The sequence below is a fragment of the Ureibacillus terrenus genome, from assembly GCF_006569205.1.
GTDB lineage: Bacteria > Bacillota > Bacilli > Bacillales_A > Planococcaceae > Ureibacillus > Ureibacillus terrenus.
The window spans coordinates 82,691-102,541 of sequence record NZ_VIGD01000011.1 but is presented as its reverse complement, the minus strand read 5'-3'; the positions used below and the strand labels follow the sequence as shown (position 1 = coordinate 102,541).

22 protein-coding genes are annotated in these 19,851 nt (G+C 42.9%); 16 read left to right on the top strand and 6 right to left on the bottom strand.

Annotated elements, in window-relative coordinates; all coding sequences use genetic code 11:
• Positions 1-194: 194 nt before the first annotated feature.
• From FKZ59_RS09720 to FKZ59_RS15120, 6 genes are all read left to right on the top strand, one after another.
• Positions 195-1,781 carry an FMN-binding glutamate synthase family protein gene (locus FKZ59_RS09720; RefSeq protein WP_141602564.1) on the top strand — a complete coding sequence of 529 codons (1,587 nt, stop codon included), beginning with the start codon at positions 195-197 and terminating at the stop codon, positions 1,779-1,781.
• 487 nt (positions 1,782-2,268) lie between these two features.
• The gene (locus FKZ59_RS09715; protein ID WP_408057484.1) at positions 2,269-2,820 is read left to right on the top strand and encodes an ATP-binding cassette domain-containing protein; all 552 of its coding nucleotides are present in this window, start codon (positions 2,269-2,271) and stop codon (positions 2,818-2,820) included.
• 163 nt (positions 2,821-2,983) lie between these two features.
• The gene (locus FKZ59_RS09710; protein ID WP_181733253.1) at positions 2,984-3,454 is read left to right on the top strand and encodes a hypothetical protein; all 471 of its coding nucleotides are present in this window, start codon (positions 2,984-2,986) and stop codon (positions 3,452-3,454) included.
• A gap of 44 nt (positions 3,455-3,498) precedes the next feature.
• On the top strand, positions 3,499-4,107 hold the full coding sequence (locus FKZ59_RS09705; RefSeq protein ID WP_181733252.1) for a hypothetical protein: 609 nt from the start codon (positions 3,499-3,501) through the stop codon (positions 4,105-4,107).
• Between the two features lie 164 nt (positions 4,108-4,271).
• Positions 4,272-4,607 (top strand): hypothetical protein, encoded by a 336-nt coding sequence (locus FKZ59_RS09700; RefSeq protein ID WP_141602560.1) that lies wholly within the window; start codon positions 4,272-4,274, stop codon positions 4,605-4,607.
• A 200-nt stretch (positions 4,608-4,807) separates the two neighbouring features.
• Entirely contained in the window at positions 4,808-4,933 is a 126-nt protein-coding gene (locus tag FKZ59_RS15120) for a hypothetical protein (protein WP_281279213.1), read from the top strand.
• Between the two features lie 272 nt (positions 4,934-5,205).
• Here FKZ59_RS15120 and FKZ59_RS09695 read toward each other — a convergent pair whose 3' ends face one another.
• The 3 genes from FKZ59_RS09695 to FKZ59_RS09685 all read right to left on the bottom strand — a co-directional run bounded on the left by FKZ59_RS09695 (position 5,206) and on the right by FKZ59_RS09685 (position 8,684).
• Entirely contained in the window at positions 5,206-7,449 is a 2,244-nt protein-coding gene (locus FKZ59_RS09695) for a YhgE/Pip domain-containing protein (RefSeq protein ID WP_141602559.1), read from the bottom strand.
• 104 nt (positions 7,450-7,553) lie between these two features.
• Positions 7,554-8,126, bottom strand: coding sequence for a TetR/AcrR family transcriptional regulator (locus tag FKZ59_RS09690; RefSeq protein WP_141602558.1), 573 nt, complete (start codon positions 8,124-8,126; stop codon positions 7,554-7,556).
• A gap of 279 nt (positions 8,127-8,405) precedes the next feature.
• Positions 8,406-8,684, bottom strand: coding sequence for a Parvovirus coat protein VP1-like protein (locus tag FKZ59_RS09685; protein WP_246045858.1), 279 nt, complete (start codon positions 8,682-8,684; stop codon positions 8,406-8,408).
• Positions 8,685-8,873: 189 nt separating this feature from the next.
• On the opposite strand from FKZ59_RS09685, the gene FKZ59_RS09680 reads away from it, so the two are divergent.
• The 5 genes from FKZ59_RS09680 to FKZ59_RS09660 all read left to right on the top strand — a co-directional run bounded on the left by FKZ59_RS09680 (position 8,874) and on the right by FKZ59_RS09660 (position 13,910).
• On the top strand, positions 8,874-9,182 hold the full coding sequence (locus FKZ59_RS09680; RefSeq protein ID WP_141602557.1) for a hypothetical protein: 309 nt from the start codon (positions 8,874-8,876) through the stop codon (positions 9,180-9,182).
• A gap of 561 nt (positions 9,183-9,743) precedes the next feature.
• Positions 9,744-10,175, top strand: coding sequence for a BrxA/BrxB family bacilliredoxin (locus FKZ59_RS09675; RefSeq protein WP_141602556.1), 432 nt, complete (start codon positions 9,744-9,746; stop codon positions 10,173-10,175).
• The gene (locus FKZ59_RS09670; RefSeq protein ID WP_141602555.1) at positions 10,163-10,948 is read left to right on the top strand and encodes a class I SAM-dependent methyltransferase; all 786 of its coding nucleotides are present in this window, start codon (positions 10,163-10,165) and stop codon (positions 10,946-10,948) included. The genes FKZ59_RS09675 and FKZ59_RS09670 overlap by 13 nt, the downstream gene beginning before the upstream one ends.
• 302 nt (positions 10,949-11,250) lie before the next feature.
• A complete protein-coding gene (locus FKZ59_RS09665) occupies positions 11,251-12,594 on the top strand; it encodes an ISLre2 family transposase (protein ID WP_141602554.1) in 1,344 nt (447 codons plus the stop codon).
• A 182-nt stretch (positions 12,595-12,776) separates the two neighbouring features.
• Positions 12,777-13,910, top strand: coding sequence for an NADH-dependent flavin oxidoreductase (locus tag FKZ59_RS09660; protein WP_141602553.1), 1,134 nt, complete (start codon positions 12,777-12,779; stop codon positions 13,908-13,910).
• Between the two features lie 90 nt (positions 13,911-14,000).
• On the opposite strand, the gene FKZ59_RS14755 is transcribed toward FKZ59_RS09660, so the two are convergent.
• Both FKZ59_RS14755 and FKZ59_RS09655 read right to left on the bottom strand, forming a co-directional pair.
• Positions 14,001-14,156: a hypothetical protein gene (locus FKZ59_RS14755; RefSeq protein WP_181733251.1), complete on the bottom strand. Its 156-nt coding sequence runs from the start codon at positions 14,154-14,156 to the stop codon at positions 14,001-14,003.
• 31 nt (positions 14,157-14,187) lie between these two features.
• Positions 14,188-14,991, bottom strand: a complete 804-nt coding sequence (locus FKZ59_RS09655) for an EcsC family protein (protein ID WP_141602552.1) — start codon at positions 14,989-14,991, stop codon at positions 14,188-14,190.
• 140 nt (positions 14,992-15,131) lie between these two features.
• Here FKZ59_RS09655 and FKZ59_RS09650 point away from each other — a divergent pair, with 140 nt between their 5' ends.
• From FKZ59_RS09650 to FKZ59_RS09635, 4 genes are all read left to right on the top strand, one after another.
• Positions 15,132-16,103, top strand: a complete 972-nt coding sequence (locus FKZ59_RS09650; protein ID WP_141602551.1) for a 2-hydroxyacid dehydrogenase — start codon at positions 15,132-15,134, stop codon at positions 16,101-16,103.
• Between the two features lie 4 nt (positions 16,104-16,107).
• Positions 16,108-17,241, top strand: a complete 1,134-nt coding sequence (locus FKZ59_RS09645) for a glycerate kinase (protein ID WP_181733250.1) — start codon at positions 16,108-16,110, stop codon at positions 17,239-17,241.
• Positions 17,242-17,508: 267 nt separating this feature from the next.
• Positions 17,509-18,114 carry a YpjP family protein gene (locus FKZ59_RS09640; protein ID WP_328216121.1) on the top strand — a complete coding sequence of 202 codons (606 nt, stop codon included), beginning with the start codon at positions 17,509-17,511 and terminating at the stop codon, positions 18,112-18,114.
• A 162-nt stretch (positions 18,115-18,276) separates the two neighbouring features.
• Positions 18,277-18,555 (top strand): phage holin, encoded by a 279-nt coding sequence (locus FKZ59_RS09635; protein ID WP_141602548.1) that lies wholly within the window; start codon positions 18,277-18,279, stop codon positions 18,553-18,555.
• Between the two features lie 65 nt (positions 18,556-18,620).
• On the opposite strand, the gene FKZ59_RS09630 is transcribed toward FKZ59_RS09635, so the two are convergent.
• Entirely contained in the window at positions 18,621-19,085 is a 465-nt protein-coding gene (locus tag FKZ59_RS09630; RefSeq protein ID WP_141602547.1) for a hypothetical protein, read from the bottom strand.
• A gap of 170 nt (positions 19,086-19,255) precedes the next feature.
• Between FKZ59_RS09630 and FKZ59_RS09625 the strand changes: the two genes are divergently transcribed.
• Complete coding sequence (locus tag FKZ59_RS09625) at positions 19,256-19,597, top strand: hypothetical protein (protein WP_141602546.1); 342 nt, start codon at positions 19,256-19,258, stop codon at positions 19,595-19,597.
• Positions 19,598-19,851: the final 254 nt, after the last annotated feature.

The window sequence follows — 19,851 nt, the reverse complement described above, 5'->3', positions numbered from 1 at the left end:
TAATAAGAACCGATTTGCTCGTTTATGGCGAAAAATGGCGATTTTTGACATTCTCTGGTGTTTATGGGCTTCGGAATAAGGGAATTTCAATAGAAAGGAAGCATTTTGTCCAAATAATCAATTGAATATTTTACCTATACTTGAGAAATCTAAGATATGTGGATGAATAACGGTTTTTATTGGAGGTAGCGCTATTGAATCTCGCAGATGTGTTGATCATTGTCGGTTCGGTAATCATATGCTTCATCTTCTTAGTTTTAATCGTTATCGGATTATATTTGTATTTTATTGACCGCAGCCAAAAGCAGCATCCGGTGTTGCGCAATTATCCGGTCATCGGCAGGGCGCGGTACTTATTTGAAACAATCGGCCCCGAATTGCGCCAATACTTATTCGACCATGATACAGAAGGGAAGCCGTTTTCGCGTTTTGAATATCAAACCATTGTAAAATCCGCAAAATATAAACGCGATGTGATCGGATATGGTTCATTGCGGGATTTCGAGAAACCCGGTTTTTATATCCGCAATTCCATGTTTCCGAAACTGACGGAAGAATTGAAAATGGACAACGAAACGACGGTCAAGACAAAGCGGTACATTCTCTTGAATGAACCTTTGTTTGGCCAACGGAAAGAAGTGCTGGAAGACCATGAATCCAAAGCGTTTTTATTGCATGATGACGATGCGATCGTGATTGGGGAAAATACAAGACATCCTTTTGTGGTCAAAGGCCAGATCGGCATGTCCGGCATGAGCTACGGCGCCCTTGGAAAAAATGCGATTACCGCGTTATCCGAGGGGCTGGGCCTGGCGAAAGGAACATGGATGAATACGGGCGAAGGTGGCCTTTCGGAATATCATTTGAAGGGCAATGTCGATATCATCATGCAAATTGGTCCAGGATTGTTTGGGGTTCGTGATAAGGAAGGAAATTTCAATTGGGACGCATTGGTTGAAAAAAGCAAAATTCCGCAGGTGAAAGCTTTTGAAATCAAATTGGCGCAGGGAGCGAAAACGCGCGGCGGCCACATTGATGCCGAAAAAGTGACGGAGGAAATTGCAAGAATCCGCATGGTGGAACCTTATACTTCCATTGATAGCCCGAACCGTTTCAAAGAGTTTAATGATTTCCATACGTTATTCGATTTCATTGAACAAATACGTGAAAAATCGGGGAAACCGGTGGGCATGAAGGTGGTCATCGGAAGCCCGCATGAAGCGGAAGCATTGGCCAAGGCGATGAAAGAATCGGGAAAAGGTCCGGATTTCATTACGGTGGATGGCGGCGAAGGGGGAACCGGCGCAACATACCAGGAATTGGCCGATAGCGTCGGTTTACCGATCAAAGCCGCGTTGCCATTGTTGCAGAATGCTCTGGTCAAACATGGCGTGCGGGAGCGGGTGAAAATCATCGCTTCCGGCAAACTGTTCTCCGCAGACCGGATTGCGATTGCCCTTGCCATGGGGGCGGATCTCGTCAATATCGCCCGCGGTTTTATGATTACAGTGGGCTGCATTCAGGCATTAAAATGCCATTCCAATGCATGTCCTGTGGGTGTCGCAACGACAGATCCGGATTTGCAGAAAGCGCTGGTCATTGATGAGAAGAAATACCGCACCGCCAACTATGTCATCACATTAAGGGAAGGGCTTTTCCGCATCGCGGCCGCGTGCGGCATTGATTCACCGGTACACTTCAAGCCGGAACATGTGGTTTATAAAGATGAAAAAGGCCGGGTATATCCGTTGGAGGAATATTATCAAACGTTGTTGGAGTAATGATGGAATTGAATCATCGATCATTTGTCTGAATATTTTTCTAAAAAAATTGGCAGGTATCCCGTAAAATGTGAGAAAATAAAGAAGGCACCGTTTTAGGAGTATAAACTCTAAATCGGTGCCTTTTATAATCGGCTGCTGTTTTAGATCATTTGGTCCAAATCGGCAAATATAAGAAAATTCTGCATTTCGGCATCCTTGATCAGCATATTCACAAATCCTGTTGAGTACGGGCAATGGATGAATCTGTAATTGGAATAAAAAACCAAACATGTCATTGACACACATTTAAATTATAATTGTATATTACAATAATGTAAAAAATAGGATTTACTGTTGTTTATTATAAGATATGTTAAAGGAAATGAGGGAGAGCATTCATTTTATCATGGCTCTGCCGTTTTCATCATCGGCCTTTCAGGTGCGCTTGTGGAGGAGAATGTAGGTGTACTCGTTTCATCATGTAACTTTTAAATATGATGATTATATTTTGAAAGATTTTACTTTGGACATAAAAGAGAAAAAAATTGGAATTACAGGAAATAACGGAGTGGGCAAGACCACTTTGCTGAGGTTAATGAACGGGGAATTAACACCGGACGCTGGCGAGATTTCAATTAACGGAGATACATATTTCGTGCAGTTTGATTTGTTAAAATACAACAAATTCACTCCCCAGGATATGGTAGACTTATGCAAAACGCTGAAATCTTTTGATTGTTCCAATTATTTGGAATACGTACAAGCATTGAATCTGCTCCCTTTTATGAATACCCCGATCGGAAAATTATCAAAAGGGACTTCGAAAAAAGTGGCATTGTTATTAGGTTTTTTATCCGTAAAGCCCATTTTATTAATTGACGAACCCTTTGAATCTATCGATGAAGATTCGAACCAAAATCTAATCAGCTTATTTCATAATGAGGAACGGGGATTGGTCATTGTAAGCCATGACATGAATATGCTGAGACAATCCGTTGAAAAAATATATCGCATGGAAAATAAAGGGTTGAATTCTTGTGAAATTAGAGTTTTATAATAATTATTGCCTGATTCTATGGAATAGAGAAAAAAGGAATATTGCGAAGCAGATTTTAATGGGAGTCCTGATTTCACTTTTCTTAATTTTTATTTATCATTCAGGGGCTTTATGGGGAAATCTGGTTACAATATCGTATTGCGTTTTCATTCATATTACCTGCATGTTTGATACTGAAAAATTTTTCAGTTTCAAAGATTTTCAAATCTTAGGTTTTGAAAAGAATGATGTTCATTTCAAATTTGCCTATGTGCTGCAAAGAATACTGCTGGATGCGTTGATTGCCAATTCCATCGTCATGGTTGTCGTGTTTTTGTATTTGATCATTGCCATGAAATTCGCGGCCGCATGTTTCTTTTTGACCATCGTCATCATGAGCCTCTGTTTGATGCCAAGTTGTCATTATTGGGCATACAAAATTGGAGAGCAAGGGGTAATCGCTTCCATAACGGTTATGGTGGCCGGTTTCGTTTTGCTGATCGTCGGATGTGCGGAAAACTTTTATCCTCTAACATATTTTTTTAGCGGAAATAGTTATTTGCATTCTTTTGTTTTAATGATTGCGGCAATGATCTATATGTTTTTCTTGGATTTTTTAGTAATAAATATAACGTTGGCAATCGGACAAGGCTAAGTGCACGATTTTTCTTTTCGTGGATCAAACCGGTCAATGTATTGGTGTTTAAAGATTATGTCTTATTTAATAAAAACGTTTTCATTAACTTGATTACGATTTTTACATTATATTTTTTGATCGTTCACGGCGCGGTGGAAAGTTTAATCCCGTTTTTGACAGCGTTTATCATGGGAAGCGCCAATATGTTTGCCGCAAGAAAAAACAAACAATACAATTTAATTTCCGAAGATCCCTTTTTTCATGAAAATCTGATGCTAGAGCCTGATGTGCGGACAATTCGGTTTTCAAAGTTAAAAACGGTTTTGAGCGGCTCCTTTATTAAGATCATCTTTTGCTTCGGCCTGCTGATGTATCATGGTTTTTTTGAAGTCGTGCTTTATTGTTCGATATTCATCATTATGATCATTGGTTCTTTAGTGGAATTTATCATTGTTTATCGCAACAAAATCTCATCCATTATCATAAATAAATTTTTAGTCTATACAACAGTGATTGCATTCGGGATTTCCACGTATTTTGAAACGCATTATTTATTGCTTTACTCTTATTTGATGGCCGTACTGATTTATTGTTTGATCCATATCGTGGCAATCATGAGAAGTCCCGCAATAAATCAGGTGCATCATCGATTATTGCGTAATGAAAAGTAAAAGGATGCGACCGGTCATGAATCAATCATTGAACAATGAAAGAAATGCCAATCAGGGGAAAGGCCCGTATCGAAATTCCCGTTGGCCTTGTATTGGATTATCATCCTTCAGGTTCCAATTTAAATTAACATATATTTATTTTCATCTGAAAGGGGAAAGTATGAATGGATAGAAAGACAAAGGAAGCATTAGACATTATTGAAAAAATTAAATCATCAGATGATTACGTTTATGAACTCATCCGAAAACCGAAACGATCTGGCTGGTTCCATTTTTGGGATATGATGTTTGATTTGGTGCCGTCACTCGCGGATTCATTAAAAAACAACAAAACCGTATATTTAATCGCTTCCGATTCGAAAGGGGAAATCGTAGAAATTGAACAGGGGAACATTGTGAACACGGTGAGTGTTCCGAATTGGACAAGAGAGATGAAAGAAAATTTCAAAAAGGTAATGATTGAACAGTACGTATATAAAAAGTTTAAAAGAATTGCATGATAGAATTGTAAAGGTGAAAAAATGAGGAATCATCATTCAATAATAATAATTCTATCTCTGTTCCTTGGAATTTGTCTTATGGCCGGATGCGCTTCAACCGGGTCCAAGCAAGCGCCCGAAAAATCCGTTGAATTTCCGATTGAATCAATGGAAAAGAACTTTAATCCAAATGCTTTCAAGAAAAAATATCCGGATTATAAGTGAATGTTGAAAAAACATCCGGAATGGAAGGAATCATCATCACCAATCATGATCCGTATGATCTAAAAAATCTTCCGAATTATCAGGAATCCATTCAATACGGTTATGTAAGCTTAAATGATTAAAATAGAATAGTTTATTCAATTGACATTTTTATCAAAGATACAGGAGAATATTATTCCGCCGAATATGACGGGAAAACGAAAGAGTTGTTATATGAAGGCGGCGGTTGGAGGCCGGAAAGCGATTTTGAACATTTCATTGCGGAAAGGTTAGCCATGGTTGACGAAATAATAAAATAAAATTAATAAAGCGGATGATCTGTGTGATGCTAAAAATAAAACAGCACAAATCCAATTCGGATTTGTGCTGTTTTCCTTTGGGAGGCCTTCCGCCATTAATCTTCCTTCATCACCGCGGCCATTTCCACATCTTTCGAACGTTTGAAAGATGTTGTCAAATAGCCGATTGTGAGGAGCATGAAGGCCGCCATGTAGCCTAATAAAATGAAGTTGTTTTGCCACAAGTAGGAGATGTCTCCGCTTGAGATGGCCGCTTTGAAGGCTTGGACTGTGTAAGTCATTGGCAGCCATGCATTAACAGGCTGCAATGCATCCGGCAATACTTCCATCGGGAATGTACCGGCGCTTGTTGTCAATTGCAAAATCAAGATGATGATTGCAATGAAGCGGCCGACGTCGTCGAGCAATGTGACAAGCATTTGGATGAGGGCCATGAACACAAAGCTGACAATCACGGATGTCAGTATGAACAATGGCAGACTTTCCACTTCAAGTTTTAATACCGCCAATAAGATGAAATCTACCAATAATGCCTGCACAATGCCGACAAGGGCAACGATGCCGAACTTGCTTGCGAACCAGGTTAACGGATTTTTCGGACGGATGACCGGACGTTTGAATTCAAAGACGATGGAAAGCATGAGGGATCCGACGAATAAACCCAGGGACATGAAGTATGGCGCGAATCCGGTACCGTAGTTCGGCACTTCATGTACGGCCTCCTTATCCACTTTAACCGGTTCTCCCATCATGTCGTAAGTATCATCGTCCGCTTTCACGGAACCTGCCTTTTCCGCTCCTTCCGCGAGTTTGTCGGCAAGTTCTGTAGAACCGTCCAATAATTTGTCAGCTCCGTCTTTTAATTGGCCTGCTCCTTCCGCCAGTTTGCCCGCTCCGTCCTGAAGCTGGCCGGCCCCGGAGGATAATTGATCCATGCCGTTTTTCAATTCGCCGGCGCCGTTTGCCAATTCCACGGAACCTTTATAAAGTTTGCTTATGCCGTTTTGCAATGTTTGTCCGCCGGCAGTAATTTGGTCCAGCCCTGCAATCAATTGGTCAAAGGCGGGAGCGGTTTTGGATTTCAACTCATCTTCGATGCCGTTCGCCGAAGCAAGCAATTGCTTTGTCAACGATGTTTCAAATTGGGATAATCCTTGATGGATTCCATTGCTTACTCCGGCAGAAATTTGAGGTTCCAATTGAGCTTGCAATTGTGCTTTGTATTGGGCTTCAATCTGCTCTTTGGATGGCGCCTGGCTCGCCACTTGCGCCATAAAGGCATCGGCTTGGGCTTCGTTCATAAAGCCGTTTGCCACAAGCGCGGATTTGATTTGCGAAAGGGTTTGTGCCTGGTTTGAAACCGTTTGTTCCGCAAGTTTTCCGGATAAACCATTGACAATGCCTGCTGTAAGTTGGGATGATAACTCACTGGACATTTGGGTTTCCAATTGGTCAATGCCGGCACTGATATTGTTCACACCGCCTTTCAGTTTTTCGGAAATGCCCGCGGCCACTTGTGCCGGAAGCTGTTCTTTCATTTGTTTGATGCCATTTTCGACTTGGGAAGTTCCGGATACAAGCGCAGGAAGTTTGTCATTGACTTGTTTTAAACCATCCTTGATTTGGCTTGAACCGGAAGCAAGGGAATCCGAACCTTTCGCGGCAGTGTTGGCGCCTTTTTTGAACTCAATCATTTTGGAAGCCAACGTTGCCAAATTATCGCTTAAAGTTTTGGAACCGTCATCGAGTTTGGCGATGCCATCTTTTAATTGGCTGGCGCCATCGCTGGCCTGATTTAATCCATCCGCCAATTCGGTGATGGAATCAAACATCGTTTCCGCATAAGTTTCGATGATTTTTTTGGAGATTTCCGATTTGACTTCCTTCATCGCCGTTTCGCCGATCTGCGCTGAAAGGAAGTTGGTGCTTTCATTCGGCACGTATTTGATTTCCAATTTTTTTGGTTCATCATCCAGGATGGTTGTGGCATTTTTTGAGAAGTTTTCCGGAATTTCCACCAATAAATAGTAGTCCCGGTTTTCTAGCCCCTCATAACCTTTTTCTTTGGAGACGATATGGAAATCAAACTTTTCGCTGTCTTTAAGCTTTTCGGCCAGTTCTTTCCCGATTTCCAGCTTTTCCCCTTCAAATTCAGCGCCTTTGTCTTCATTGACGACGGCGACCGGCAAATTGTCCAGGTGGGCATAAGGATCCCAGAATGCCCAAAGGAACATTCCCGCGTAAAGCAGAGGAACAAAAGCGACAGCAATAATGGAAATTAAAATTTTTTTGTTTTTTAGCAGAAATTTGAGTTCTGCCAAAAAGGATGAGCGTTTCACATTGTTACCCCCTAGAAGTAATGACTAATTTGTTCATTTGGTCATTTTTGTGCAAAGCTATAGGGTGCTCGATGAGCCCCTTTATTAAACGAAATTCTATTTTTTTATTTACCTAAACCTTCGAAGAAATATAACCGGAACAACTTCGAAATTTCTTCTTTCTCTATAGGAGGATGTTGCTTTTCCCAGTCGAATATTAATGCTATATAGGTTTTGAGCATGACAAATGCGGTGATCTCCGGGTTGCACTCTTTGATTTCGCCCCGGTCGACGGCTTCTTGGATGATTCCTTTCATATAATCAATAACGGCTTTTTCCACCCGCTGAATGACGTCCGAAACAGCCCGTGTACCAAGTTCTTTCTCTTCTTGGAAAAGCTTGATGGTGAGCTGGTGGGACTTGCGGAATTCCAAGAGCCTCAGCAATACCCGATGGATGTTTTCTTCAAAGCTCAGATTCGGATCAACCGCTTTTTCCGCTTCGGTCTTCATGTCTTTAATAAGCGAAGTGACGATTTCATCCAATATTTCTTCCTTGCTTTTGAAAAACGTATAAATCGTCCCTTTGCCGACATTGGCGAGCTTGGCGACCTGATCCATCGTTGTGGCTTTGTACCCGAACAGGGAAAAGGATTTTTTTGCAGCTTCCAGGATCAATTGTTTTCGGTCTACCGCCACGGGTTTCACCTCGCTTTCGGAAAAATGACCAAATGAGGATTTTAGTCATTCGTTCTGAACGTCAATTACTATACCACTCATGATGGATTTTTGCAAGTTGTTTGTATGTTTCCTTCCATTTATTATGACAAAATAATTAACAAAAAAGAATGGAAAATGGGAATTCTGAAGTGGAAAGTCAAGGCGGTGATGATTATTATTTCTGAAGATTTTGGGGAGGATTTAAAGAAATAATCGGTTGAAGGGTGGATAGATGCTAATTGGAAAAATTCTTGTTTGTTAGAAAAATAAATTCCGCAACCGGATGACGCGGGAGAAGAATCTTGCATCCCTGGCCATTCTGCCAAAGTATGGATGCTGGTATGGAGCCAGGCACTGCTGGAACATTTCGTCGCAATACCGGGACGGTCCATGTATGGAGTAGCAAATATCGTGCTGCATGCAGCAGTAATCGACCGGATTTGTCGGCATTCCCGGCCCTGAACAGCCAGGTCCGCAATAACGGTAACCCGGATAGCAGATACCGAACAAAGATTTTCCTGTGCGGTACATATCCATTTCTCCCTCCATTATTTTGGTCAATATAGTATATGACAGAATTCTGATAATAATCGGGCGGCACATTTTGGCGCGGAAGATAGATTTTCATGAAGGATTCCGGAGAATGATGGGATATTTAAAACGGAAGGAAAGTAGTGTAAAATGTGGTAAATATATTTTCAAATTGATGCTATTAGGAGGAACTTTATGCCGCAACATTCTTTACGGCCCATATTGATTGGGATCTTGATTTGTTTAATTATCATTGCCTTGAAACCGTCCCCTGAATTTGATGGCAGTTCTACAGGGCAGATGGAACTGATTTCGCCGGTCGATGTGTCGACAGGGGAGAAAATTGTGGAACTGGGCAATAACCGGTTGGCCATTATTGATACGAACCTGAATTCAGGAAATCATGGCCAGGTGCTTGTCGTTGAATTCAAAGAGGATGAAAAGAGTTTTGAGGTCATCGGCAAATATAATTACCTCGAGGATTTTGAGAACATGGAAGAATAGCGGAAATTGGCAACTGATCGGGTATTGAAACATATGGAAAATGGCAAAATTTAAGTGTTGGTCGGCAAACCAACACTATTTTTTATAGTTGATTTCTTTTGGTAGCATGAGAACAATATGCATCTTTTTGCGATTGATATGAACCGTTTGTATGAATCGGCGGTTAATTCCCGGTTTTTTTAGAAATGTGATAATTGCGATGAGCGAGAATTGTTGAAAAAATTGAATAAATCAATACAACGAGGGTCCACAAATTCCGTTCAAAAATGAAAACAAGGAGCACCAATGCGGTTAAAATATACCAGATAATAACAAATGATGTTTTCTTATGACCTTTATCCAATATCGTAAACCTCCAATTTCTTACAAGAAATGTGATTGCAATCATTCCGATCTTTTTCAAAAACAACGATATTGCGGTATTGAAGCCAACTCAAAAATAACACAAAGAACAAAAAAATCCTATAAGAAAATAAAAATCTTGGAAGTCTAATTCCTATGAAAACAGTGAAAACATTGATATAATTAGGTTTACGAAAATAGTAGAAAGGGTGCGTGTGGATGAACGCTTACGAAGAATACATGAAAGCGATTGTGCAGCCGATGCGCCAGGAATTGGTGGACGCGGGCTTTACAGAATTGACAACTGAAGATGAAGTGCATGAATTTATGGCGACAACAAAAGGAATCACGCTTGTCGTGATCAACTCCGTATGCGGATGTGCAGCCGGAAGCGCGCGGCCGGCTGTTAGAGAAGCCATCAAAGAAATCAAACCTGATAATTTGGTGACGGTATTTGCCGGACAAGACCGGGAAGCGACCGCCGCGATGCGTTCCTATTTTGAAGAGGTTCCGCCAAGTTCACCATCCATTGCCATTTTGCGGGATGGCCAGTTGGAATATTTTATACCGAGAGAACAAATTGAAGGCTATCCGGTGGAACAAATCCGCGACCATATTGTGGGCGTGTTGAAGCAAGCATGTGCGAAGTGATTGTCACCACAGCCGGAAGGCCGGATGAAGAATCATTCCGGTTGGCCAAACAAGTGGGCGATGATTTGCATGTGCCATTTGTGCCGAGAAAGAAACGGTCTGTGGCCAAACTTTCCGAACTTTATAAAGCGAATGTGATGGTCGCCGGGAAAAACCGGCTGGAGTATTATGGGAAAGGATCTTCCGCGCCTTTCTTCTTTCATCCCGATACGGCGGCTTTTCGTTTGAAACGGCTGCAAAGAGGCGAAACGGAGCCTTTTTTGGAAGCCTGCGGGTTGGAGATGGGCGACTCGTTTCTTGATTGTACATTGGGCATCGGCTCGGATTCGATCATCGCTTCCCATGTGGTGGGGGACAGCGGATCGGTGACGGGGCTCGAAGTGGACCCGGTCATCGCGTATATCGTCCGCCGCGGCTTGAAAGAGTATGAAACGGCGGATGCGGTGTTAAAAGGGGCGATGGAACGGATTCGGGTCATCAATTGCGAGGCTGTGGAATTTTTAAAACGGCAGCCGGATGATGCATTTGACGTGGTTTATCTCGATCCGATGTTTGAGCGGACCATTGAGGAGTCCGTCAATTTCGAATCGTTGCGGGAAGTGGGCAGTCATCACCCGTTGACGGAAGCATGGGTAAGGGAAGCCCATCGTGTTGCGAAAAAACGGGTTGTATTAAAAGCCCATTTCCGCTCCACCCATTTTGAAGAATTCGGTTTTGAGCGGAAGGTCCGGTTAACGTCGAAGTTCCATTTTGGAGTATTGGAGAAACGTTGAAGCATCGATTGAAAAGGGCGAACAGGGCAGTTCGCTCTTTTTATTTTGCAGTGACCCCCTTTATTTCACAAAATTGCCATGTTCGGAAATGCTTCCATTATTTTTGTAAGCGTATGAGTAAAATTATTGTGGGCAAAATTTAACCCCCTCATTTGTTGAGGGAACGTTAGAACGCTCAACAAATGAGGGGGCCACCAAGAAAAGCGCGGTAGTTAATAAGCAAATAACATGAAAAAGAGGGGTACTCCTTGGTAGAATCTTAGTCAACCAAAACTAAATCACAAACAAAGGAGTAACCCCTCATGCAAAAGAATAACACAGTATATCCAAATTTAAAACAGATTGAGCAATTAGTTTGGAGGCAATTACAGGAAACCTTCTCAGAGGTCATGAAAACACTATTAGAGGACATGGACAAGCAGATTGCTGAAGAACGAAATAAAAAGCGTTATCGTCTACTCGATAAGCGTACTACCACTATTATCAGTCTTTTTGGCGAAATAAAGGTGAAACGGAACTACTACCGAGACAGGGAGAAAGGTGAATATGTCTATCTGCTTGATCGCTTTTTGGAATTCGAAGGGACAGGCTCCTTTAGTCCGCTGATAGAAGAAGCGGCTCTAGAGCTTGCCATTACGGGGCCATCCTATCGAAAGGCAGAACGCACGCTTGAAACACTTTTAGGATACCGAGTGATTAGTCACGAAGCTATACGTCAACACCTGTTACAGATTGAAAGTATCCCAAAAGAGCGACAGCCTGTAAACTATCCTGTCCTATTCGTGGAAGTAGACGGCCTATATGTGAAACGTCAAGGAAAAGGAAAACGGGGCAAGGAAGAAAAAATTGCAGCGGTTCATCAGGGCTGGGAAATCAACGGAAAACGAGTAAGTTTGAAAGACAAACGCCATTTTATTCACCGTGGGAACCAGCCATTTTGGGAGGCGTTTGAGGATTTTCTCATTGAAAACTTCGAGTATGACCCAACTGTCCATAAGCTAGTAATAAACGGGGATGGTGCCGGATGGATTACAGCCTGTCGAGACCATTTTAAAGGCAGGGCATTCTTTTCAATTGACCGTTTTCACGTGGCAAGAGATATTCGCAGCTTATTCCGTAAGCATCCTCGCTATCGCCAAATGCAAAAGGCACTAGCTTCCTATGACAGTCAGAAACTACTTACGGAATTAAACAGTGCTGTTGGAACACTAGAGACAGAGGATCAGGAAGAACGTCTTGACCAATTGATTCGTCAACTAGAAAAATATCCTGAAGCCCTCGGGGATTACCGGAAGTGGCTCCAAGAACAAGGTATTGACACCAAAGGAATGCGTCCAATGGGAAGTGCCGAGGGAACAATGAGTGTCTTCGCAAAAAGACTCAAAAATGGACGTAGCTGGGTAGAAAAAGGCGTAAGTGCCATGATTACTAGATTGGTGGCTTTCCTAGACAATCTGGCATTGAAAACATTATTTGGGAAAGTCGAAAGATGGACAGAAACCAAGGGAGAAAAGAATCCTCCGAAACATTATGTTGAAAAGGTGACAAGCACAGTTGGAGAAGCCACAAGAGACAATCTCCTATACTTGAAAGGTAAAGCCAATACTCCCATATACAAAGCCCTAAAAGCACTGACTGGTTTTTAAAAAAAAAGAAGAATTTTTTACCAAGAGAGTACCCTGAAAAAGTGAATTCGCTTTCAAAAAATAGCAATTAAAAAAGTTGCCCACAAATACTTGACTCAATCTTTGTAAGCTATCTATTTGAAAAAAAATCCAATAAAGTCGTATCGTAAAAGTAAGGTTAATTCTGTTTGGGAGGAAATTATATGAAAGAGAAATATAAAGATTTATTCACCCCTTTTACATTTCCGAACGGTGTAACTTTGAAAAACCGCATCGTCATTGCTCCAATGACGCACTGGTCATCCAATCCGGACGGTTCGGTTTCGGAAGTTGAATTAAAATACTACGCCCGGAGATCTTCGGGTGTCGGCGCGGTCATTACGGCCTGCGCCTATGTCGCCGCGAACGGCAAGGCGTTCCACGGGCAGTTTTCCGCCGACCGTGATGACATGATTCCGGGTTTGCGAAAAGTGGCAAAAACGATCCAGGAGCAGGGAGCAAAAGCCATTCTGCAAATTCACCACGGCGGAAGATTATGCCCTCCGGAACTTGTGCCGAATGGAGATATTGTCAGCGCCAGCGCGGTGCCGGCTGAACGGCCGGGGGCAAAAACGCCTCGCGCATTGACCATCCCTGAAATCGAAGAACTTGTCGAGGCCTTTGGAGAAGCGACCCGCCGCGCGATTGAAGCGGGGTTTGATGGCGTGGAAATCCATGGGGCGAACGGCTATTTGATCCATCAATTTTTCTCGCCTCACTCCAACCGACGGGACGACCGGTATGGAGGCACGCTCGAAAAACGGATGACCTTCCCGCTTGAAATCATCAAGAAAGTCAAAAGCGTGGTTGCCCAATATGCGAAATCCCCGTTCATTGTCGGATACCGGTTCTCGCCGGAAGAGCCGGAAAGACCCGGAATTACCATGGACGACACCCTTGCCTTTGTGGATGTACTGGCAGATCAGGGACTGGATTATCTTCATGTTTCCTTGCACGATTTCCGTTCCACGCCGAGAGATGGCGTCGAAGACTTGAATAAAACTCGGATTGCCTATTTGCTTGAAACAATCGGTGGCCGTGTGCCGCTCATTGGTGTCGGTTCCATTATTACGGCTGATGACGCGAAGGAAGCGCTGGATACCGGGGTTGCCCTTATTGCGATTGGTCGAGAGTTGATCGTGGATCCGGAGTGGGTGCAAAAAATACAGGAAGGTCGGGAAGACGAAATCGCCACTTGCATCTATCCGGACCAGCAGGAAGAATTGGTGATCCCGGATGGCCTATGGGAACAAATCATGACCAGACCCGGCTGGTTCCCGGTAAAAGAGCGCCAATAGGTTTTACCATTGGCTGCGAAGGATGCCGCATAAAAGTTAAAATAATGAAACCACCAGATTCATCTGGTGGTTTTATTTTTTCATTCAACTTTAAGAAATCCTGTTGTTTTCTTTGATCCCCCAAAATAGAAAAAGGGCGCCAATAAGGAAAAACAACCATTCTTTTGCAAAACCCAAAATCAAAAATACCACACCGGGAACGAAAAATCCTGCGACACGCGGGTCTTTATAATGAATTGGTTTCAAATGAGTCCTCCTTTAAACATGTTTTCCATTTCTACGCCGTGCCCGACGCCTTCAATCTCTCCTTCACCCTTCTCTTCCGATAAAGCATGCTCCCCGCTTCGGCTATGTCTTCCATCATGCTTCGGTTCGCAAAGGCTCCGAAAATGATTCCGGCAACCGGTATTGCCTGGAAAAATTTCTTCCATCCAAATTGGTCGCGGAAGGAATAAAACACTTCCTGCCATCCTTTCAGCTGCTGAATCATGTCCCCGGAAGGCTTTTCATCCATTCGCGAAAGCTCTTTCAAAATCGCTTCCTTTCCGACAATATCGGCAAGGGCGAATTGCAGACATTTGACAATGAAGATCCGTTCCTTTTTGTCATTCGGGTCGTAACCATGGATGATGGCAATTTCCTGCAATGTTTTCAAGGCAAGCCCCAAAATTACCGGAACATCCACCACAAGTGTAAACAATCCTCCGACGCCGGTTGTAGCGCCCTGCACAGTGGCAAATGCCGCCCGGCTTTTTGAAAACTGTTCCGTGATCCGTTTCATCTCTTCAATCGGCAAATTCCGAATTTTTTCTAAACTGTGGATATTTTGATATGAAGACAATTTATTGATTTTATCGATGGTGGCCAATTCATTGACCAAATACTTTCCGCCTGTCTGGATGTAGCTCCCCAGTTCATCCACCAGTTCCGCGATTTTCTTTTGGATCCATTTCGGCGTCACTTTGTCCAACAATTTAAAAGGGAGCCTTCCAAGTTTTTCCCAAAAAAATAACCCTTTTTGTCGCTTTTCCCAAGTTTCGATTTCTTTCAAATATGCCAGCAATTGCTCCTTTGTTTCCAACGGTCATTCCCCTATTCGTTTTTAACTTGCATTATTTGTAGATGTTGCCTATTTATACGAACCGTGCCGCGAAAAAGTTTCGCCTAAGACAAAAGGAAAATCAATGGGAATAAAGAATATTTATAGGGAGGAGTGATATCATGGCCAAGATTTTTGTAACGAGCAAAATCAGCGAATCGGCATTGGATCTATTAAAATCTGTCGGAGAAGTGGAAGTGTGGGAGAGTGAAGAAACGCTCAACGGCGATGCGCTTTTTGAAAAAATGAAAGATAAAGATGCGGTTCTGACAATGGTAAACAATTTTGTGACCGATGATATGATCAGCCGGGCGTCGAATCTGAAAATTATCGGCAATTGCGGTGTCGGCTATAACAATATCGATATCGAATCCGCGGAAAAGCACGGCGTCATCGTGACCAACACCCCGGATGTGCTGAACGATGCCACGGCAGATCTGACTTGGGCATTGATCCTCGGGATTGCGAGAAGGATTGTTGAAGCGGACAAGTTTGTAAGGGAAGGAAAGTTTAAAGGCTGGCTGCCGCATTTGTTCATCGGCAATATGGTGTACGGCAAAAAGCTTGGCATTATCGGAATGGGACGGATTGGCACGGCCGTTTGCGAGCGGGCAAAAGGGTTTCATATGGAAGTGTACTATTATAACCGGCGCCGTCTGCCGAACGAAAAGGAAGAGGCGCTGAACGCGCGATATATGGATTTGGAAAGCCTGCTCCGGGAGTGCGACTACATCACCATTCATGCGCCGTTAAACGAGGATTCCTATCATTTGATTGGCAGGGATGAATTGAATTTAATGAAAAAGGATGCCTATTTGATCAACACATCCCGAGGACCGCTGATCGATGAACAGGCATTATACGAGCATTTGAAAGCCGGAAAGATTGCCGGCGCGGCGCTGGATGTTTATGAACATGAACCCGAGATTGTGGAAGGGATGACCGAATTGGACAACGTCATTTTGCTTCCGCATATCGGAAGCGCCACTTATGAAACGCGTACGAAAATGGCGGAGCTTGCGGCGAACAATATCGCCAACGTGTTGTCGGGAAAAGCTCCGATTACACCTGTTACGAAAATGAATGAAAGGTGAGAATATGAAAATTTTAATAGCTCCGGATTCTTTCAAAGGCTCCCTTTCATCGAGGGAACTATGCCGGGCAATCAGGCACGGTATTGAAAAAGTGGCGGAAGCTGAAGTGGTGGAAGTGCCGATATCCGACGGAGGGGAAGGTTTTCTGGAAAGCATTTGCGTTTCCAAACCGCTGCAAATGGAGTCCGTCAATGTAAAAGACCCTTTGGGACGGATAATCAGGGCGGAAATGGCGTTTGACCCGACGAGGCAAACGGCATTCATCGAAATGGCGAAAAGCACGGGTCTGACGCTTGTTTCGGAAAATGAACGAAATCCGTATCAATCCTTCAGTTATGGTGTGGGGGATTTCGTTTTGCATGGCCTGGACAAGGGATTGCGAACGTTTATCATCGGCCTCGGAGGCAGCGCCACCAATGATGCGGGAATCGGCATGCTGCTTGAACTGGGCGTGGTTTTTCTCGATGCGGATGGAAATCCGGTCCGGATTGATTCATTGGCAGACATTCGGAAAATCGCTTCTCTGGATATAAGCAGGATGGATTCGCGGCTTTTTGATTGCAAGTTTATTTTGGCAACGGATGTCAATAATCCGCTCTGCGGAAGGAATGGGGCGACGTATGTTTTTGGGCCGCAAAAGGGGATTGCCAAGAAAGATCTGCAGGGAATCGATAACATTTTATCCCATTATGGCGCGGTGCTGGAAAAGCAGTTTCAAAAGGAGTTAAAAAATCGCCCTGGAGCCGGTGCCGCTGGGGGAATCCCTGTTTCGTTCCTTGCTTTATTTGAAACGGAAATCAGGCCGGGGATTGAAATCATATTGGAAAATGCGAAATTAAAAGAGCTGCTTCCGGAGATGGATTTTGTCATTACAGGCGAGGGCAGGCTTGACCGGCAAACCTTCAGCGGGAAAGTCATCAAAGGGATCTGCGACTTGGCCAATTCTTGTTCGGTGCCCGTCATCGCCATCTGCGGCAGCATCGATTGTTCCCGTCAAGAAATTAAGAAAATGGGGCTCCTTGCGGCATTTTCCATTTGCAAAGGTCCGACTTCATTGGAAGAATCGATGAATCATGCGGGAGAACTCGCTGAGGAACTGGCGGAGAATCTTGGGGAGCTGATGGCTGGAAGAAAATAAAAAGCGCTGCCGGAGATGGAGGCAGCGCGTTAAAGAAAAAATAAAAAGCCGCATAAAAGCAGCTTTTTATTCTGCGAAACAGAATGATACCAAGTATGCTAAATAAAGAATGAATCCGATTCCAATAGTGACTGAGGCCATATTTTTCCCTCCTTGACATAGAACACAATGGTCAATTCCTTAGATATTTTACTATGAAAAAACAAATTATGAAACCTTTTTGTCGAAATTTTGTAGATAGTATTAATAGATTCGTATAAGCGAGTGATGAGATTGAAAAAGTGGCTGAAACAATCTCTTGTATTTTTGGTTGCCCTGATTACATTAGGGTTCATTCCTCCAAGCCATTCCATCTGGGAACAATTAGAAAATGGACAAGATTCGAACCGGACAACAAGTTCCGATTATAACAATATAGATGTCCAGGAAGAGACAGTTGGAGAGGCCCCTTCCGAAGAGGGACTTGCAGCTGATGATCCGATTGGTTCGATTATCCGGCTTGCGCATGAACAATCCTACATAAAATTCGGTTCAAAAATTGGTCCGGTCATCGAAGACGAATTCGAAGAAAGAATTTTCCCGGCGATGGCGCAGATCATCGCCTCCAAGCTGGATCGTTTGGACGATCAAGCCAAACAGTACTTGACAATCACCGAAAAACCCGGCGGAAATTATTCGGAAAAAATATTCCACATCGCTGATGGAAGAACGGGCAAAGATTTGCTGCGCTTCCATGTTCGCACCGAAAAGCGGCCACAGGAAGGCTATTATTATAATTTCCACTATCACACTTATGAAGATGATTACGAGTCGCACTATACCATCGGAGATATTTATTATTCCAAAAACACCCCTCCGAAATGGCTGTCGTAAAGTCATGGGTGAAGGGGGTCAATATTGGCGATTAAAGATGGGCGGCCATTGTTAATAAACAGTCCGGAAATAACAACTCCCCAAATGGACAAATACCCTTCATAAATAAGGCGAAAATTTAATAAAGTGAAGTAAAAAGTTGAAAAGAAATGGGGAAGTTATTTGAAAATCAATTGGAGAGTCAGATTCAGCAGGCATAATTTAGCGTTTATCGTCCGCTTTGTCGGGGCTTTGCTGATTCCGGTTCTGGCATATCTTGGCATACAGTTCGAGGATTTGAACAGTTGGCCGGCCCTTTGGGATTTGTTGGTTAAATTCTTGTCGAACCCGTTTTTGATCGGCCTCGCTATTGTCAATGCCATCAACATGATCCCGGATCCGACGACAAAAGGGTTTTCCGACAGCCAGCGCGCAATGACATACAAAAAGCCGGCCAAGTAAAAAAAGTGAAGCAGGATTTAAGTTCCAGCTTCACTTTTTTTGTCCTCCGGCAAGCCGTTTGCCAATCAGTCCACCTTTTCGATTTTCAGCCCTTCGATTTGCTGAATCAAACTTTTGCAATGGTCGGAACGGAACGAAAATTCCCCAAATTCTTCGTGCGTCGTGCATGTGAACCAGGCAAAATTGTTTTTGATAAAGGTCAAGTCTTCCGGCAATCGGGGAGCCACCCAGCCGTATAAATTATCCGATAATTGTTGCAGCAATTTGCAGGTGTCTTTATTCGCTTCTATCACATATACCGTCGCGGCCGGGCCTTTTGTAATGGTATTTGCCCATTTTTTAGTTTTATAGGTTTCCTTCATATAAGGACGAAATTGTTCAATGACTTCTTTGTCATACTTCAATTCTTTTCTTGTCACAAAATAGAACAGATCCGAATGGTCGCATAATACTTTCATTAACCGCCTGTAAGTCGATCCTGCGGGATTTTCGGCCAATCTCCAATATTCCACTTTATCACCCGAATTCATCTTTTTAATCGTTTTATATCCATTATATTCCAATAAATTTTTATTCCGCAATAACTTTTATAATAGTTTAAAAGTTTGAAAAAGTCAAAAAATTTTCAAATTAAATGAAAGGGTTTTGATCCTTTTTGTCGAAAATAAATAGTAACATATGAACGGAAGGAGGAAGAATGATGGAAATTTTGGTTGCCAGAGATCTGATTGTGGATGATTTGGGAAACTATTATGTTGCCTATGCCCAGGAGGACAACAAGTTATATATTACGAACGCATTCCAGTATTATTCCTTTAACCGGATTTTGAATGACGCTTTCGTGGACGACGTGGAACAAAAATATGCCAGATCGGTTGCGGTAGGCCAGTACTTCCTCGACTCGCTCAGAAACAAAATCGAAGGACTTGAAAGAAAAAATTATCCAGGAGGAATTTACAATTTAAACGAAGTAACAGAATACTATGATATTGAATATAATCCGTTCTACGAAAAAGATTTCACAGTCGCAGACCCTATTTAAAGGCACTCTCCCTTGAGGGTGCTTCTTTTTTCTTTAATCGTTTGCAATTCCCTGCGGGCGAAAGGATGATTCGCTTTTTGCCGGAAGCGGCTTCATGGGTTGCGGGAATAAAAAATCATGAAATAAAAAAGCTGATTCGGGATATGAATCAGCTTTTTGCATTAATCTGTAAAACATAAGCTTGTTAAGTAGATTACGTATAATATTAATCCGATGCCGATTGAAACTTCCGCCATTTTGATCCCTCCCGCTCA